Origin of the sequence: Enterocloster bolteae (genome assembly GCF_002234575.2) — a bacterium.
Classification (GTDB): domain Bacteria; phylum Bacillota; class Clostridia; order Lachnospirales; family Lachnospiraceae; genus Enterocloster; species Enterocloster bolteae.
The window spans coordinates 1,753,185-1,772,558 of the sequence record NZ_CP022464.2; the positions used below are offsets into that span (position 1 = coordinate 1,753,185).

The window sequence follows — 19,374 nt, forward strand, 5'->3', positions numbered from 1 at the left end:
AACCATGTATAAGATTGTAAAATCAGAATGCCTGGCAGATAAGATATATCTGATGGACGTGGAAGCACCGCGTATAGCCAGGGCCTGTCAACCAGGCGAATTTGTAATTGTCAAGATGGACGAAGTAGGAGAGAGAATCCCGTTAACCATCTGTGACTACGACCGTGAGAAGGGCCTGGTAACCATCGTGTTCCAGATTGTGGGAGCATCCACAGAGCGTATGGCCGGACTGAAGGCCGGAGACAGCTTCGCAGATTTCGTAGGTCCCCTGGGACAGCCTTCCGAATTCGTGAAGGATGACCTGGAGGAAGTAAAGAAGAGACGTTATCTCTTTGTAGCCGGCGGCGTGGGAAGCGCGCCTGTTTACCCACAGGTAAAATGGCTGAAAGAGCGCGGCATTGACGTGGATGTGGTGGAAGGCGCCAAGACCAAGGACATGCTGATTTTGGAAGAGGAAATGAGATCTGTTGCAGGAAACCTCTACATTACCACAGATGACGGTTCCTATGTGCGCAAGGGCATGGTAACCGACGTTGTCAAGGATTTGGTGGAGAACCAGGGCAAGAAGTACGATGTCTGTGTTGCCATCGGACCTATGATTATGATGAAATTTGTCTGCAAGCTCACCAAGGAGCTGGGAATCCCAACCATCGTCAGCATGAACCCAATCATGGTGGACGGCACAGGAATGTGCGGCGCCTGCCGTGTAAGCGTTGGCGGGGAAGTGAAGTTCGCATGTGTGGACGGACCTGAGTTTGACGGCCATCTGGTAGATTTCGACCAGGCCATGAAGCGCCAGCAGATGTACAAGACAGAAGAGGGCAGAGCCATCTTAAGGCTGCGTGAGGGTGCTACCCATCACGGCGGATGCGGAAACTGCGGAGGTGAGGAATAATGGACGTATTAAAGAAGATACCCGTAAGGGAACAGGACCCAAAGGAGAGGGCAACGAATTTTAAGGAAGTATGTCTGGGATATAACCAGGAAGAAGCCCAGGAAGAAGCTTCCCGCTGCATTAACTGTAAGAATGCAAAATGTATCCAGGGATGCCCGGTTGCTATCAATATACCAAAGTTCATTGCAGAAGTAAAAGAAGGAAAATTTGAGGATGCAGCAAATACCATAGCAGAATCCAGCGCCCTTCCCGCAGTATGCGGACGTGTATGCCCTCAGGAGAGCCAGTGCGAAGGCAAATGTATCCGCGGCATCAAAGGCGAGCCTATATCCATCGGAAAGCTGGAGCGTTTCGTGGCAGACTGGTCCAGGGAAAATGGATTCGTACCGGCTAAGCCAGAGAAAACCAACGGCATCAAGGTAGCTGTAATCGGTTCCGGCCCTGCAGGACTTACCTGCGCAGGCGACCTTGCAAAGATGGGATACGAAGTAACCATCTTCGAGGCCCTTCATGAGCCAGGCGGCGTGCTTACATATGGAATTCCTGAATTCCGTCTTCCAAAGTCCGGTGTGGTACAGCCTGAAATCGACAACGTAAGGAAACTGGGCGTTAAGATTGAGACCAATGTTATCATTGGTAAATCCGTGACCATAGACGAGCTGATGGATGAGGAAGGCTTTAAGGCCGTATTCATCGGTTCCGGCGCAGGACTTCCCAAGTTCATGGGAATTCCAGGTGAGAACGCCAACGGTGTATTCTCTGCCAACGAGTATCTGACCAGAAGCAACCTGATGAAGGCCTTCCGTGATGATTACGATACGCCAATCTACCTGGGCAAGAAGGTAGCAGTTGTAGGCGGCGGAAACGTTGCCATGGATGCTGCCAGAACAGCACTCCGTCTGGGCGCAGAGGTGCATGTAGTGTACAGAAGAAGCGAAGCTGAGCTGCCTGCCCGTGTGGAGGAAGTACATCATGCAAAAGAAGAGGGAATTATCTTCAATCTGCTGACCAATCCGGTAGAGATTCTGACCGACGACAACGGCTGGGTTAAGGGAATGGTAGTGCGCAAGATGGAACTGGGCGAGCCCGATGCATCAGGCCGCCGCAGACCGGTAGAGGTTGCCGGATCGGATTACACCATTGATGTGGACGCTGTCATCATGTCCCTTGGAACCTCTCCAAACCCACTGATTTCTTCCACCACAGAAGGCCTTGAGACCAACAAGTGGAAATGTATCATTGCAGATGAGAGCAATGGCAAGACCACCAAGGAAGGCGTATATGCAGGCGGCGATGCCGTAACAGGCGCTGCAACCGTAATCCTTGCCATGGAGGCAGGCCGCGCAGGTGCAAGAGGAATTGATGAATACCTTAATGGAAATAAATAGGTAAATATAGTATCTGAAATATAGAAAGCCGGTATCCGGGGTATGTCTGTTGTGGACAGAAGAGCCTGGATGCCGGTTTTTTTGTAGTGGTGGATTGGGCGATGGTGTGTGTGGTTTATGGAGTTTGGTATGTGTGGCTGTGGTGTTGGTGTGTGGGTGTTGGTGGGTGGGTGGATTGTTGGTGGAGTGTGGTGATGGCAGCGGTAGCAGGAGTGGAAGACAACGGATTTTACTTTTACATTTCTCCCGCGAAAACAGAAGAGAAATAGTTCTGCGGAGAGAAATAAAAACGAGTTGTGGAGAGAAATAAAAATGAGTTGGGTATTGACGCTTTAAGGGTATATATGATATTCTATATAAAATCGCACGGAAGTCTCTGTGCAGGATTCTTATTAGCAGTTTCATGATCGTTTGGCTGGTTCAGCCGTTTTTCACGTAGGGATGATTAAAAAAGGTGGTGATGCGTGTTTTATTGCCTTATTCAGTATGCAGCGGTGTGTTTGGATTATATCTGTAAGTTTCTTAAAATCAGTACTGTTTATCAGTAGTCAGTTGTGTTCGTTAATCAATATTCTTGAAAAATCAGAGGGATTGTTTGTACTTGAAAATTGAATCATATTATTTTGCGCGCCTTGAAACTTCATTTTAGCTAAAAAAGGTGAAAATTCCCCTGCCTTTACAGGTGGTGTATGCGGATGGTGACGGGGGAGAACCGCCAGAAATAAACTTAACAGCAGCAGCGGGCGGAGAAAAACCGGTATTCCAGCTGATATGAGGTCAAACCAAGGGGCTTTATAAGATTTGGCTGTGCGTTGGTTAATAACCGGGCGCGGATGGAAATATCTGCTGATGAAAAATGGGGGACGGATCCGCATTTATGTATTGTGAGGCTCGGTTTGCTGTTATTGCGGGGGCGGTGTGGATTGCAGGGAGGATGATGAAAATGGGAGATGGAATTTCAGATGGATTAGGGAGAGGAAAAATGTTTAGTGCTGTTTTATGTGAAGGAAAATGTAGGTGTGAGTAAGAAAATGGGATTTTGTGGGAGGAGGAGAGCAGGATAGCTGAAAGAGATGTGGCCTGGAAAAAAATGACCGGAGAGGAAAAGATGAAAGTGAAAGGGCTGAAAAAGAATAGGTTGAAAAAAAGATGACAGGACAGGCCATGACGATAGGGAATTAAGAGATGGGGAAAAGACTGGGGGAAATGATTGGAGGAGAAATAGCGGGGAGTGAAATAGCGGGGAGTGAAATAGCGGGGGGTGAAATAGCGGGGGGTGAAATAGCGGGGGGTGAAATAGCGGGGGGTGAAATAACGGGTAGTGAAATAACGGGAGTGAAATAGTGGGAAGTGAAATAGTGGGAAGTGAAATAGTGGGAAGTGAAATAGCGGGAAGTGAAATAGCGGGGTGTGAAATAGTGGGAAGTGAAATAGCGGGGGAGTGAAATAGCGGGGGAGTGAAATAGCGGGAAGAAAAATTGCGGAAAGTGATATAAGGGGAAGTAACATAATGGGAAGAGAAACAACCGAAAAGAAAACAGTTAAAAAGAAGGCCGCCAAGAGAATTGATATCAACCGAATATTCAGACAGGGTATTACATTACCCGTCCTGTCGGTCCTGTTATCAATCATGGCAGCAATGCCGGTTTATGCCGGTCAGTGGATGCAGGATGGCAATGGGTGGCGGTGGAAGAATGACATTGGAAGCTATCCTGAGAACTGCTGGCAGTGGCTGGACGGCAATCAGGACGGAATGGCGGAACATTATTATTTTGGCCCGGACGGATACATGATTTCAGATACCACGGCGCCGGATGGACAGCCGGTAAATGAAGAAGGAGCCTGGATAATGGATGGGGTGATCCAGAGGGAGGAGATGGCCGGAGCAGATAACAGAACATGGCAGATAAATATGTCGGAAACAGAGTACATACAGTTTACGGATATGGCAAACCGGATAAATGGTAAAAACAGAACATGGAACGGAGAAGAACCGGAACATCAGAGAACTAACCCAACCTCAACAGAAGATATTTCGACAGATGAATCAGCATACCGTATTATTGAATTAGTCAATGCCGAGAGACAGAAAAGAGGGGAAAACGTATTATCTGTTAATCAGGAATTAATGGAAAATGCTGCTGCCAGGGCAGAGGAGGCATGTATATATTTCAGTCACACGCGTCCCGATAAAAGTAAGTTTGATACGGCAATAACCGTGGAACGTTATTCCTCCGCAGAAAACCTGGCAAAGCTGTATTCCAGGGACAGTATGGAAATGATTGCAGAGGCGGCGGTCGAAAAATGGATGGATTCGGAGAGCCATAAGAAGCAATTGCTGGATGACAGATGGACGGAGACAGGGGCAGGTGTCTGTGAGAGCGGCGGATATATCTATATTTCACAGATATTCGTCAAAGGCATGTAGTATAAGGTTTTTTACCGGAGGAGAAAAAATGAGGATAATGAAGACACTGAAACGCATGATGGCATTGTTCCTTGCAACAGTATTGGTATGTACAGCAATACGGACCACCAGCGGAGCCGGGGATTTGATTAATTTAAACCCATACCGCCAGGTGTTCCGGGGGAAGAATCTGAATGCATTCGGAAGGACACACCGGGATATGAACATTTACCAGGTGGGTGAAGGGGCTGGGGCGCTGCCTGCATTATGTATACAGGAAGGCCACAAACTGCCGGACGGAAGTCCGGCCAAATACGAGCAATATTATGTGGAGCCGGGGAAGCCGGTTCCTGTCATCGGGCCATTTGAGCGTTATCTGTCCATGGTGCTTGCCTATGAATGGCTGGTATCGGACAACTATTATGTTCCGGCGCGCTACGGGGTAGTCCAGGTTTATTACTGGGGATGCATGAATGGATATGAACATAACTGGGCATTGCAGAAGCAGGCCATGGAAAAATTCCAGGCAGTAATGAATGGGGATCCCATGGTTATGGTCTATTATGAGGAAATGAAGGCTCACATACTGGAGGGGGAAGCCCAGTTTAATGGGACGGGCAGTTCTTCCCTTCCTGCGTGGACTGGTTCTGTCCAAAAAATGACTTTGAAAGACGGGCATTATGAGCTTACACTGGATATCAGCAGCTGTCCGCAGCTTCAGGACACTTCCTGGTCCTTTCCGGATAATCAGTGGTCATATAAACTTGCGCCGGATGGCAGAAGTGTGACATTTCAGTACAATGGAAACCAGGAGCCCCAGGGAACAATTATGTCCGCGCAGATCCAGGGCATAGAAAACCGTTTTTATGCTTATATCTTTACCCCTGCTGCATCTGAAAACCTTCAGAAGCAGTTGGGATGGCTGGATTTTAACCGGCCCATGGCATCTGTCTCCTTTTCGGTTGGAACAGATGCGGTTCTGCCGGGCAGCAGTGATTTGGAATTATGCCGCCATTCTGAAACTTTTCAGAGCAATTACAACATTGATTTGGAGAAATATTGTGCTGAGACGAATCAACCGTTAGAGGGAACGGTGTTCAACGTGTGGGAGGATTTTGATTTTTCTCAGGTAAATGAACAGGGATATGAGGAAGGTGAACCAGATGGGACCAGCGGGCAGGTCTACTTAAACTGCATGTCGCCGGAACCGGAAAACGATTATGTCTGTGATATATTGACCACGGATCCGGATGGATATGCAAGGCATAGCGATACCAGATATTATAATTACAGCAAAACATACTGTATGGGTCATCCTGCACCGGAATGGACTGAGTGCGACCATGAGGAGGATGAGGATTGCAGCTGTGACGAAGAAAATGACCGGCTTCGCGGACAGTGGAGGGCAGAACAGGAATTGTGTGCAGCCACTTGTGATTTCCATGCCCTGAACAATGATGAGGACAACCGAGAACAGGACACTTCGGCTATGGAAGCCATGCTGGCGGATCGGGATGAGACGTATGAACGGTTCATAGAATTGGAATACAGTTACCATTTGCAGGAAAAGACAGCCAGGACAGGATATATTCTCCATGGACTGCACAACGATGATAAGGAGATAGAAACGGTTGTACTGTCAGCCGCCCAGGCGGGAGGAAGCGCGCGGCCAGCTGTATACAGGCCAGGCTCTTTTGTGGGAAAGGCAGTGGAGCCTGTGTACACTTACGTGGCGGCAATGAGGGAAAGAAGAGCTTACAAATATCCGGTTCCGGATGCCCTGGAGATGGAGCTTGGGGAACAGCGCAGCATATTCAGTTTATGGGGAGATGAAAAGGAAAAAAAGAAACCGGAGATTCCTGCGGACGGAGCAGCTGCCGGCGGCATTTTCGGGGACCAGGAAAATACTTCCGGCAGTGCGGGAGATCAGGAGGCTGGAGATGGAACACAGGGAGAGGAAGAAGATACATCCGGAGACGGAGGACAAGATGAGGACGGCAATGGAAATCCGGAAGGTGAGGAGGAGAAAGATGGAGAGATGACGGAAAAAAATCCGGAAAATGGCAACAAAGAGGATGTGGAAAGCGGAGGAACAGAGACCGGGAACTCCGCAAGTGGAGGCGCAGGGCCAGAAACAGGAAACTCCGAAGGGGGAGAAACAGAGACAGAGAACTCTGGGAGTGGAGGCGCAGGGCCGGAGACCGGAAATTCCGGAAGTGGAGGAGCGAGGCCAGAGAGCACCGGGAATGGAGGAGCAGGTCCGGAGACCGGGAATTCCGGGAGTGAAGGAGCGGGGCCAGAGAGCACCGGGAATGAAGGCGCAGGGTCAGAGACCGGGAACTCCGGAAGTGAAGGAGCGGGGCCAGAGAACACCGGGAGCGGAGGCCCAAAAAGCGACGGTTCTATAAGTGAAAAGACAGGAGACAGCCGTCAGAAAAATGAAACTTCATATAGGGAGGATCAAGACAGTGGGAGCCAAAAGAAGGAAGAACAGAAAAGCGGAAACCTTCAGGTCCAATCATATTCCATGTCCGCATCCCCTATTCTATTAAAATCAAGCCATGGAAAAACCATTCTATTTTCCGGCATTTCATCAGAAGAACACACAGTTAATTCCAAACATCAATCCCAAAACAAACCAGAAGATACGGCAAATGAAAATATAAAGTATGAAACAGATGAAGATACAAAAAAAGAAATGAATGAAGAAATAAATAAAGACACAAATGGTAAAGCAGACGCAGACACAGAAATCAATATAGAAATCAGCTCAGAAAACAGTACAGACAACACCGCAGACAACACCACAGACAAGGAAAAGCATGAGATACAAGACAGCACCACAGAAACTGCGGATATCCGGGATGAGGCTGAAGGGAATTCTCATATAGAAAATCAGGACGGCACCAGTCAACGTGATGGGGATGAGGAGGATGGCGGTCAAAGCCAAATTTATGAAGAATACGAATATGCCAGAAATCCGATTTCACCGTCCTTTGGCATGGCTGCGTATTTCCAGGCAGACACTGGGAACGGAGATGAAGAACCTGAAGAGGAAGGAAACCGTGCAGTGCGGTTTATCAGATCCCTGTTTTCCGGAGAAGAGGATGACGACGACACCATATCAGTATCCCTGCCGTCATTTATGGACGATGATCTGGGAGCCTTGGATGTATCGGCTTATGGGGAACCGGATACGATTCTTTACACCTTTAAGGTGTGGGACCATCGGACAGAGGGCAGGCTGCATATCAATAAAAGAGATTTGGAGCTGTACCGTGCGGACGGGGATAAAAGTTATGGACTGACCCAGGGGGATGCCACGCTGGAGGGTGCTGTCTATGGACTGTTTGCGGCCCAGGATATCATTCACCCGGATGGAAAATCCGGCACTATTTATAATCAGAATGATTTGACAGCCGTAGCAGCCACGGATAAACAGGGAAATGCCTCTTTCCTGGCGTACACGGAGAAACCAGGCACCCGGTTGAGTGATGATGGAACTATAATCGCACCGGAGAACGCCACCGGACCTGAGAATCTATATAATGGTTCCTCTGTCACCTCCTCAGCCCAAGGATTTGGTACAGTTGTTTATCCTGATTATGTGCTTTCCAATGAAGACCAGTGGATTGGGCGGCCCCTTATTATGGGCAGTTATTATGTGATGGAGCTTAGCAGGTCAGAGGGGTATGAGTTATCTGTCAACGGCATTTCCTTAAAGGAGAGCAACCGCACCCAGGATATAGTAAACAGGATCCATGAGGCCGGGCAGGCCCGTATATCAGGAGGTTTGTCCGATTATAATTCCATGGATGCAGACGGTTCCTGGAATGATTTTATAGTGGAGAGCTATAAAACTGAAAATGGATATGATATCATCCTGACCGGATATCCACAGGGAGCGGAATTTTATGAAATAAGGACCGGGACAGAGACAAAGACGTACAAGGCGGTTTTGGGCAGTTCTCTTCAGCCAAAAGTAGATCAGCAGGGCAGGCCTGTCTATCAGACGGCAAAAGGAGGGGAGTATAAGATAGGGGCTGACGGTAATCCCATTATCCGGCTGGATACTGCTACAGACAGTGACACGGGGGAGCGGACTCCCTATGGGGAGACTCTGCCCTACCGCTTCCGGACAGCCCCATATCCCAGCGGTACGGCTGTACCGGCTGATATGAGTAAATGGGGGCAGGCCATTGAACCTCATTATCTGTCAAAACAGGTTAACGGCATGTTGGGACAGCTTGGATACAGACCGGTTACAGACATTTCGCCATGGACCCAAATCCGGCTTTCGGGTCAGACCAATGCTCAGGCCGCAGAGGAAATCATGGATTGGTACACAGTCCATAACTTCTTTGACTGCGGGTATGTGGAGGATATATATGAGATAGAGGGCAGCTTTTTTGCCTTGCTTCGTCACGATTATTCATTGGGCCATGCCGGCTTCCCTGCGGTTTATGATTTTGTGAACCGTAAGCTGTATGTCCGAAAGACAGCAGAGGTGTCAGGGGGGCCTGCCGGGAAGGTTGGTTACTGGATTGAGTATCAAAAGGGTGAATACAGCCTGAAAAGCGCCGTTGCATCAATAAAAGAAAAAAGGGAAATAAACCAGGTCATTCCTTTTGGAAGTGATATAGAAGCTGCGGCCGAAACCGTGTATCAGCCGCTGTATGAGACTTACAGCGAAGGGGATATTGTCCTTGACAGAGAGGGAAATCCCATTCCTCTCATGGAGCGGGTCTATGAGTATGAGGACAGGACAGAGACATACGAAACGGATAAGCCTGAGCCGGTTTCTGCTGTCTATGATTGGGCCACGGGAAACTATGCGGTTCATGTGGAGAATACCATAGACTGGAAGGACAGGACAGAGCCGGAATATACGGAATTCCGGGTAGTGACAAGAGAGAAGACCATTGATTGGGAAGGGGAGGAATTGCCTTACAGCCAGTATCTGACAGACATAGCAGGAGCCGGGGTAAGCGCCTTGGCTGCGGTTCCTCTTTTGGATGAAGGAAGCTATGTTGTATTCCAGGCATTGAATTATCCAGGGCAGAATCAGCCGGTACAGGAAGCGGGCACTGGTTCCAGTCCGCTGCAGGTATTGCAGAGAGTTATAAAGCAGTCCGTAAAGGTCACAAAAGATATTTCCCAGTCATCCTATGACGGAGTAAATACGTACGGATCTGTTCACAATGACCCGCTGACCGTGCTGCTGGGATTGTTTAACGGAGGCAGCAGTTCCCAGGGCGCAAAACTGCTGAATCAGTTTAAATTCAAGGCATATCTGAAAAGTAACCTGGAAAATATCTTTGTGGACAGTGCCGGCAATATCATTTCAGAAGATATAGGGACGGCGGATTTCAAAGGAGATGTCCAGAAAATTTTTCTTCCTCCCAGGGATGGAAGCGGGCAGCGGCTGTTGGAAACAAAAGAGGACGGAAGCTATGACTACACGAAATTCTTTGATGCCATGTACGCGGCAGTGCAGGTGGAAAAAGGGAAAAAGCCCCAGGAGGCAATACAGCAGTTTGCTGTGGACTACTATGATATAGATGCCTATAAAGCGGAAATTCTTACGGCGGAACCTGGGCTTAACAGCGATACAGCCTACGAAAAGGCCCTTCTTCGGGCTGCGGATGAGGCCGGGAGCTATCTGTCTGTTTTTTCCGGACTGGATAACAGGCTGGCTATTGCCTGGGACAGCGATGCAGGTGGAGGGGCGGATGGTGATGTGACCACGCTGCAATGCAATACCAGGAATGGGAAGGACGATTATTTTAATCATTCCATCATGCTTGCCTACGGCACATACGTCATTGTGGAACAGGTTCCCGCGGATGTGGACCGGGAGCTGGCTAACCGGCATTTTACCAGGGACTATCCCAGGGAAATAACCCTTCCCTTTGTGCCGGATATCGGCCAGGATGAAGGCACAGGGGAAACAGATGTCAATTACCAGACAGGCAGTCCTTATTTCCGGTATGACAGTACAGATACACCGGATGACCTGATTCGTAAATATAAGATACGCTTTAATGAGGAGACCCACATCATACAGGCCAATGGGCAGGATGGAAAATTTGAGATATATAAATATGGTCTGGACAAGGATATGCGGCCGGGCCGCAGCCTGACGTCCCATGCTCCCTATGAAGAAGAGTACATGGATGGCAGAAATGATACTGTAAAGGGATATTATGCCGGATATACCTCCCAGAGCGAGGATGCCGGAATAATGGAAGGGGTAATCTACGACGGCTACGAAACCGAGGACGGACAGTGGGAGGTCAGGGACCAGGTGGCAACGATGAAAGGGATGCAGACCGCTGTTGACGGCAAATTTGCCTCTATGCTGGTTCCGTGGACCGTGCTTCCCCCTGCGGTGGACAGAATTAACCCGGACACAGGAAATGTGGAGACGCTGATTCCCTCCGGAAATGGCCGGGATTTTAATTTCGTGGCGTTTGCCCAGGAGGATTTTGAAGATGAGTATTTTAATTCCAGACTCCGTATTGAGAAACTGGATTCCGAGACAGGTGATTCCATTATTCATGACGGTGCATTGTTTAAAATATATGCGGCCAAGAGAGAGGTGGAAAAAGAGGGAATGGGCACCGTGACAGGGTCCGGAAATGTGCTGTACGGCGAGGCGGTGGACTGGCAGGGAAATCCTGTGGCGGATGCAGACGGAAGAAGGATCCTGTATCCGAGAGTAGGTAAGAACAATGGGAGCACGGACGACCTGCCTGTGCGCCTGGATAAGGATGGGATTCCCCAGTATGATGAAAGCCAGCTGATTAGGCAGGAAGACCAGGAGGGAAATGAGACAGGAGTTTTCAGGGCATATTCCACCATCAGGGAACTGGTCGTTGACGGTCAGGTGAAAAAGGTACCCGTGGGATACATAGAGACATATAAACCATTGGGGGCAGGCGTCTATGTGCTGGTAGAGATTCAGGCCCCGAAGGGATATGGGAAGAGCCGTCCGGTGGCCTTTGAAGTATATGCGGACAACGTATCATTTTACAGGGAAAGAAGAAACGCAGACGGAACCACGGATGGGTGGGAAGAGGAAACAGCTGTGAGATACCAGTACGCCATTCCGGTGGCCGGCAGCACCAATAAAGTCCGTACCAGTACGGTCAGCCGGATAAAGGTGGAGGACTATCCTTCCAGGATGGAAATTCACAAGGTGGAGGACGGGGATTCACTGGTGGGAAACCAGAATATTCTTCAGAAGACCGATGACCAGGGCAGGGTGGAATCAAGCGGAGGTTTTGAGACGGATGTTACGGTAAATGATGCCGGAGATCTGCTGGTTTATAAGGTAAGCGGCCGTAAAGAGAAGCTGGAGGAACGGGGGGATGTAAGGGATATTGCTTACAATCCGAAGACAATGCAGTGGGATGGATACGTGACCAAGTCATTTGACGAATACTCAGAACATATAGTGGAGGGTACGGAGAAGGAGCTTAAGGCAATGTCCGGTGTAAAACCATTGTACCGGCTGGACGGTACCTTTACAGGCAGGGGAATCCGGTTTGACATTTCCGTATCCGGCGCAGTCTTGTCCCTGTACCATGCCATGGAAATTGAAAAAATAGGGGAACATGTCTATAAGGGGGTAAGCGCTTCTGTCAAGGACGGCAAGGTAACGGGGATCACGGACACAAATACCGGTACCCATAAGGAAATACGCGTGGTTGGAGAGGAAAACAGTCCGGGCGGTGCCGTGAAAACACATACAGCATCGTGGGATGTATGGGATGCTGTTATTGTGGATAATGACCCTGTAAATCTGTATTTCCATGATTTGACTCAGGTGGATACCAGGGAGGACCCGGATACGGGCGAACTGCTGGTACTGGATAAAAAAGGAAATCCGCTGTGCTTTGCGGACTCCGTTACCGGCATGGCATATGTCTATGATGATTATGGCCGTATGCTGGCATACACGGCGGATGATGAGGGAAATAAGATACTGGTCAAATCCATACAGGTATTAAAAGATGAAAATGGACAAACCATCTATGACAACAAAACAACTGTGGATGATGAGAATGGCCTGCCCATCTATTATACAAGCGGAAATGTAGTGACAAAGGATGAGTCCTGGACAACAGACAGCAGTATGGATTCTAATGGAACTCAGGAAACTTCCGGCGCCAGACATTTGATTGCCCGCCTGCCCTTTGGATCCTATATACTGGAAGAGCAGGGAGTTCCCTATGACCAGGGATATATCCAGGCCAGGTATATGGGGCTTGTACTTCAGGATACAGACCAGGTGCAGAAATATTTCCTGCAGAATGAATTTACCAAGACCGCATTTGCGAAGCTGGATGTGCGGACGCAGAAGGAAATAAGGGGAGCAGTCATGACCCTGTACCGGGCCGGTCTGGACAGTGACGGCAGCCCTCACAGGGAACAGGACGGCACATACAAAAAAGGCCAGGTCTATGCTTCATGGATTAGCGGATATCAGTACGATGATGACGGAAATATAAAATTGGATGAACATGGGGAGCCGGCAACGACAACTAAGCCTCACTGGATCGACCACATTCCTGTTGGGTATTACGTGCTGGAGGAAACCATTTGTCCCTATGAACAGGGGTATGTCCAGTCTGAGGCCGTAAATATTGACGTTTTGGAAACAGGGGATGTACAGAGCTTTGAGATGGAGGATGATTTTACATCCATAGATATTCTGAAATACGACACAAAAAATGGCGATGTAATCTACGGGGACAGCGAAGCATACCTGACTTTATACCGGCCCATACTGGATGAAAAAGGATTTCCGGTGCTGGAACATGGAATTCCCAGGTACGATGAGACAGGAAGGATATTCACCTTCCGGGCCGCAACCTATAAGGACGGGCAGGATGTGGCAGCAACTGGCCGCGTGGTCCCGGACGCAGGCGGAAATCATCCAATTATGAAGTATGATTATGACTTCCGGGAGATTCCCGGCACATACCAGGGACGGTATTATTATACAGAGCAAGGCACCGTGCGCCTGGAATATCTGCCTGCAGGAAATTATGTGCTGGCAGAGACAGAAAATCCCGAGGGCTATGCCACAGCGGACCCTATACTTATTAATATAGAAGAAACAGGACACTTAGAAGAGATACAATATTTTCAGATGGGGGATAAGCCTCTTAAGCTGGAGGTTTCCAAGGTGGATATTACCGGCGGCAAGGAGGTAAACGGTGCAAAACTTGCTGTGTATCCGGTGGATGAAAAGGGAAATGTATCGGAAATACCTCTTGTGCTCCACCAGCCCTCAGAAGACGGACAATATCAGGATATAGAGGCGGTATGGATTTCGGGGCTGGACGGAAGATATACGGAGGAGGATGGGGAACAGGGGCTTATCCCTGCCGGTTTCCAGCCGGGAGATTTAAAACCCCATACACTGGAGTATATCCCGGAAGGTGATTATATACTCAGGGAGATAATAACCCCGTACGGATTCCTGCAATCTGTAGATATTCCCTTTACCATTGCGGACAGCCAGGTCCTGCAAAAAACAGAAATGACAGATGAAATTCCGGATGGAATTCTCCGAATCATAAAAAGCGATTCAGATAAGCCGGATGAAAAATTGATGGGGGCTGAGTTTTGCCTTGTGAACCAGACAACCGGCGCCATATGCGGTACCGTGACCACGGACCAGCTGGGACAGGCGCAGTTTGAACCGCAACCCATTGGATACATGGACCGGGATGGAAATTTTAAACCTTATACCTATGTGTGCAGTGAGATAAAGGCAGCCCCAGGGCACATGCTGACACTTGAACCATATGAGTTCCAGTTTCATTACAGGAATGAACTGACAGACCTCATTGTCTGGGAATATAACCCCACCAATGATTCCAACCGGGTAATTACGGATAAGCTGTCCGGAGATACGGAGGAAATGCTGGAAGGCGCGCTGCTGCGAATCGAACGCAGGACAGAATCCGGATGGGAGACAGCGGAGGAATGGGTTAGCGGCAGGCAGGGGCATTATACAAAGAACCTGAGTGAAGGACAATACCGTCTGATTGAGGTGAAGGCGCCGGAGGGATATAAACTGCAGGAAACGCCCATTGAGTTCACTATCAGTGATGGTATGACCGGGATTCCCCATCTGGTCATGCGCAATTATACAACCATTATAGATGTGGAAAAGACGTCGGCAGAAACAGGAAAACTCCTGGGAGGCGCTAGATTGCAGCTCATTGATAAGTCTGATGGAAGGGTGATTCGGGAGTGGACATCCGAGGCGGGAAGGGGGCAGCAGTTTTACGGTCTGAAACCAGGCACATATATCATCCACGAACTTCAGGCCCCATCCGGCTATGAGAGAACAGAGGACAGGGAAATCGTGGTAAAAGAATGGTCAGGGACAGAAGGACCGGAGATGGACCAGAAGGCCGGAAATGAATTGCATAACATGGTTCAGGTATTCAGGTTTGAGAACCAGACAGCATCCTCATCCGGCGGAGGCGGGGGAAACAGGCCGAGACCAAAGGCAGAGTACATTACATTTAAGAAAACAGATGTTTCAGGAAAGGTACTCCAGGGGGCAGAATTTACATTTTATGACCAGACGGGCCGTGTAATCGGTACCTCTGTCAGCGACAGTACAGGAACATTCCGCATAAGAAGGCCTGACAATGGTACATACACCTTCCGGGAAACAAAGGCGCCGGGCGGATATGCATTAAATCCCGGCATATTCAGTTTTACCGTCAATGGAAGTGATGTCATAAGGGGCGCATATGAGGTTGTGGACAAGGAACTGGAATTTACGGTTACAAAGCTGGATGGAGACAGCGGTCTGCCTCTTATGGGAGCCAGGTTCAGGATCGGGAAGGGAGAAAACCGTGTCTGGGACCAGGAGCCGGAGAATACGGGCAAGGGGATAAACGGATCTGCGGCTGGAACTATAACCGAAGCCGTAACCGGAGCAGATGGTACATTTACCTGCCGTTTGACAACACCGGGCCTGTATGTGATTCGTGAGACAGAAGCCCCTTTGGGGTATGAGAGGTCTGATAAGGTATATGAGTTTACGATGGATGCAGAGGGGAGAATACAGGGCGAAGCAGTGATGCAGGGAAGCGTAACCATATATAATTGGAAGGAAAAACCGCCGGTCAGGAAAATTGGAAGTATTACTGCTGTGTATCAAGTCGGCAGCCGGTTTGGAAAAGGGACATATCATTTTGGATCCGGTCCCAGGGATACAGTAAGGACCGGAGACGACCTGCCCGTGGCAGCGGCCGCCGCAATGGCAGTTTTATGTATGGCGGGCTTCAGTATGTGTCTGTGTATGAAACAGAAGAGGGAATGGAGTAAGGGCAGGAAATGGGTGATATTTATTCTGGTTTTGATACCCGTAACAGTTTATCTGGCTTTTGATGTTCTGGCGGAGGAAACAGATAGTATATCTGTCTCAGGGAAAATAGTATATTCCTCCATGGAAAACATAGAACCTGTCCCGCAAACCGCCTGGGTACTGGCCAGGGACGAGATATCGGGAAAGGAGCGGAATGTCCTTCTGCCCCTTGTGAGTTATCATTTTTCTGATAAGCATTGGGAGGACGGATTTCGGCTGGATTTAAAGGTGAGGGATTATGATGCAGGTTTTTATGAAGTTGGCGGTGTGAGGATTGAAACACAGAAGGAGGAGATTAGGGAGAGCCTGATGGACTATGAGGCAGAAATTTTAGGACAGGCAGGCCTGGATTCAGAGGCGTATAGAATTGACCAATTTCAGTGGAATGGCGGGGTATATGAAAGTGATGGAGTGCTATGCCGGAATTTGACAGCAATTGGACGCAAAATGGTTGCGGACTGCACTGCGGTTTATGGAGGGGAGGTAAGCCGGAACGTATTTTTGAATGACAGCAAAGGGGATGAAGAGAGCGGTCAGATTGGAGATTCGGGGATTGATGAGAGGTATGTTATTAAAAATAATGTACAGCCATTTTTTTCCATGGGAGTAACTGTGCCTGCAGCCGGGATTTGTTTTGTGGCATTGATTGCAGCTATGGTTCTGGCTATGATAAAGAATACCAGACCTTATGGCATGGCGGCGGTTATGTTCATGTTTTTTGCGGGCGTTGTGTTCAGCATGCATTTTCTGGTGAAGATGGGAATGGATTATGCCGATGGGCGCCGAATATATGGTATGGTGCAGGACGAGGCATATGGAAGGGGGCAGAATGAGGGACAGGAAAGAGAAGCTGGTGAGGAGAGAGAGGCTGGTGAGGAGAGAGAGGCTGGTGAGGAAAGAGAAGCTGGAGAGGGGAGAGAAGCTGGTGAGGAGAGAGATGTTGATGAGGAGAGAGGTGCTGGCGGAGGGAGAGATTCTGACGCAGAGAAAAAAACGGATGAGGAAAGTCCTGATGGGAAATCTCCTTTAAATGAAGAAGCCCTTGCTTCCATCAATCCGGAATACCAGTTCTGGCTGGCTGTACCTGGAACTAACATTGATTACCCGGTGGTGAGGCATGAAGATAATGAGTATTATCTGAATCATAACTTTTATCAGGAACAGCATATAACAGGCTGTGTTTTTGCCGATTCCTCGGCTGTTCCCCTGGCTGTGGACAATACGGTGCTGTACGGACATAATATGAAGGACGGAAGCATGTTTGCAGGTTTGAAACAATATGGTGAGGAAGCTTTTTTCCGGGAAAACCCTGTTATACAGATATTTTACAGGGGAAAGTGGGTGGAATGTCCTGTCTTTTCATGTCAGATCCGCCATCAGAGCGACGCCGGAGCCTACGGCACTAACTTTATGGAAGAAGAGTGGCTGCCTTATCTTGAAAAGATGGGGGCAGCGTCCCTCTATGAAACGGGAATCATTCCGGGAGGGGATGAGAAGCTTATAACGCTTTCGACCTGCTATGGCAAAGATCAATATCTGATTGTGCAGGCGCTGCTGTATGGTATGTGACATCCGTAATAAGTATTTTTAGAGGATGTTAGCCGGTGTTTTTTCGGGTTTTATGCATGAGAGGGATCTGTTGTAACGGAATCTCTCAGTATGGCTGACTTTTCACTTACACCAAGAAGAACCAAAAAAGTCAAATACAGAAAGTTAACGCTGACCCTTGCGCCATGTATATTGCATATAAAGCAGAAAGATAGTATAGTAATAGAAGATCTATGCAAATACGATGACAATAGGTGGCATTAGTGAAAAAGAATATCGACTTACTAAATGGAAATATACTCACATCTCTGACTGAGCTGGCCCTTCCAATCATGGCCACGTCTCTGGTCCAGACTGCGTATAATCTGACGGATATGGCCTGGATTGGTATGGTGGGAAGCGATGCGGTGGCAGCGGTTGGTGCGGCAGCCATGTATACCTGGCTGTCCTCCGGCGTTGCAACCCTGGCCAGGATGGGAGGCCAGGTGAAGTCTGCCCATGCCTATGGAGAAGGAAACCGCAGGGAGGCGGTCCAGTACGGAAAGGGAGCCCTGCAATTGGCTTTGGTGCTGGCTGCTGTGTATGGAATCATAACAAATCTTTTTGCAGGGCCTCTGATAGACTTTTTCCATCTTAATTCAAACCTGGTGGTGGAAGATGCAATTGTGTATCTGAGAATCGCATGCGGCCTTATTCTCTTTGCATTTATTGGACAGACACTGACGGGTCTTTATACGGCTTCCGGCAACAGCAGAACTCCTTTTGTGGCCAACTGTATCGGCATGGGAGCCAATATTGTGTTGGACCCACTGCTTATCTTCGGCCTGGGGCCAATTCCCGGCATGGGAGTGGCCGGTGCAGCCATTGCAACGGTGACAGCCCAGTTCATCGTGGCTCTGGTCCTGGTTATTTCTATGAGAAGGGACCCTGTACTGGCATCCCAGATGCGGGTTTGGATTCCCACTCCTTTATCTAATATTAAAACCATGGTAAGGATTGGATTTCCGGCAGCAATTCAGAGTATGCTGTACTGCGGAATCTCTATGGTCCTTACCAGGTTCGTCACTGCATGGGGGGATACGGCGGTTGCAGTCCAGAGAGTAGGCGGCCAGATTGAATCCATATCCTGGATGACGGCAGATGGTTTTGGGACAGCTATCAATGCATTTGTCGGGCAGAACTATGGCGCGGGAAACCTGAAGCGGGTAAAGAAAGGTTACATGACAGCATCTGCCATCATGTTTATATGGGGCATTTTTACCACCTGCCTTCTCATATTTGGAGCGGCGCCCATATTCAGCCTGTTTATTCATGAGGCAGAGGTCATACCGGCCGGAGCTGATTATCTTCGGATTATTGGTTTTTCGGAAATGTTCATGTGCGTGGAGCTGATGACCGTAGGCGCCCTGTCCGGCATGGGAAAGACGATGGAGGCATCTGTCATAACCATTATCCTCACAGCTTCGCGCATTCCGCTTGCCGTGATTCTGGGAGGAACAGCCATGGGACTGAACGGCATTTGGTGGGCACTGACTATTTCAAGTATTGTAAAAGGAATCATTTTCTTTGTGTATTATCTTCATATCATGAAGAGGATGAAGGCATAGGCGCCGGTTGGGGTAAAGTTCAGGGCCAAAGTTTAGGGGGCAAAAATCAAAAAAATATGCTTGTAAAATGTCGGATTTTGTGAGAGAATAGAACCAAGTATGATGTGATAAATTTAACGAATGGG

6 protein-coding genes are annotated in these 19,374 nt (G+C 48.8%); all 6 read left to right on the plus strand.

Annotated elements, in window-relative coordinates:
• Positions 1 to 4 precede the first annotated feature (4 nt).
• The 6 genes from CGC65_RS08370 (at position 5) to CGC65_RS08390 (ending at position 19,249) form a co-directional block, all read left to right on the plus strand.
• Entirely contained in the window at positions 5 to 895 is an 891-nt protein-coding gene (locus CGC65_RS08370; protein ID WP_002569852.1) for a sulfide/dihydroorotate dehydrogenase-like FAD/NAD-binding protein, read from the plus strand.
• Positions 895 to 2,283: an NADPH-dependent glutamate synthase gene (gene gltA, locus CGC65_RS08375; RefSeq protein WP_002569851.1), complete on the plus strand. Its 1,389-nt coding sequence runs from the start codon at positions 895 to 897 to the stop codon at positions 2,281 to 2,283. The genes CGC65_RS08370 and gltA overlap by 1 nt, the downstream gene beginning before the upstream one ends.
• A 1,185-nt stretch (positions 2,284 to 3,468) precedes the next feature.
• Complete coding sequence (locus tag CGC65_RS30910; RefSeq protein ID WP_157747313.1) at positions 3,469 to 3,627, plus strand: hypothetical protein; 159 nt, start codon at positions 3,469 to 3,471, stop codon at positions 3,625 to 3,627.
• 166 nt (positions 3,628 to 3,793) lie between these two features.
• On the plus strand, positions 3,794 to 4,711 hold the full coding sequence (locus CGC65_RS08380; RefSeq protein ID WP_002569850.1) for a CAP domain-containing protein: 918 nt from the start codon (positions 3,794 to 3,796) through the stop codon (positions 4,709 to 4,711).
• 28 nt (positions 4,712 to 4,739) lie between these two features.
• Positions 4,740 to 17,663 carry a SpaA isopeptide-forming pilin-related protein gene (locus CGC65_RS08385; RefSeq protein WP_002578380.1) on the plus strand — a complete coding sequence of 4,308 codons (12,924 nt, stop codon included), beginning with the start codon at positions 4,740 to 4,742 and terminating at the stop codon, positions 17,661 to 17,663.
• A gap of 233 nt (positions 17,664 to 17,896) precedes the next feature.
• The gene (locus CGC65_RS08390; protein ID WP_007036872.1) at positions 17,897 to 19,249 is read left to right on the plus strand and encodes an MATE family efflux transporter; all 1,353 of its coding nucleotides are present in this window, start codon (positions 17,897 to 17,899) and stop codon (positions 19,247 to 19,249) included.
• Positions 19,250 to 19,374 lie beyond the last annotated feature (125 nt).

What these genes read in the sequence shown, in the direction of transcription:
- CGC65_RS08370 (WP_002569852.1), top strand. Translation starts at nt 5, where the DNA reads ATGTATAAGATTGTAAAATCAGAATGCCTGGCAGATAAGATATATCTG.
- gltA (WP_002569851.1), top strand. Translation starts at nt 895, where the DNA reads ATGGACGTATTAAAGAAGATACCCGTAAGGGAACAGGACCCAAAGGAG.
- CGC65_RS30910 (WP_157747313.1), top strand. Translation starts at nt 3,469, where the DNA reads ATGGGGAAAAGACTGGGGGAAATGATTGGAGGAGAAATAGCGGGGAGT.
- CGC65_RS08380 (WP_002569850.1), top strand. Translation starts at nt 3,794, where the DNA reads ATGGGAAGAGAAACAACCGAAAAGAAAACAGTTAAAAAGAAGGCCGCC.
- CGC65_RS08385 (WP_002578380.1), top strand. Translation starts at nt 4,740, where the DNA reads ATGAGGATAATGAAGACACTGAAACGCATGATGGCATTGTTCCTTGCA.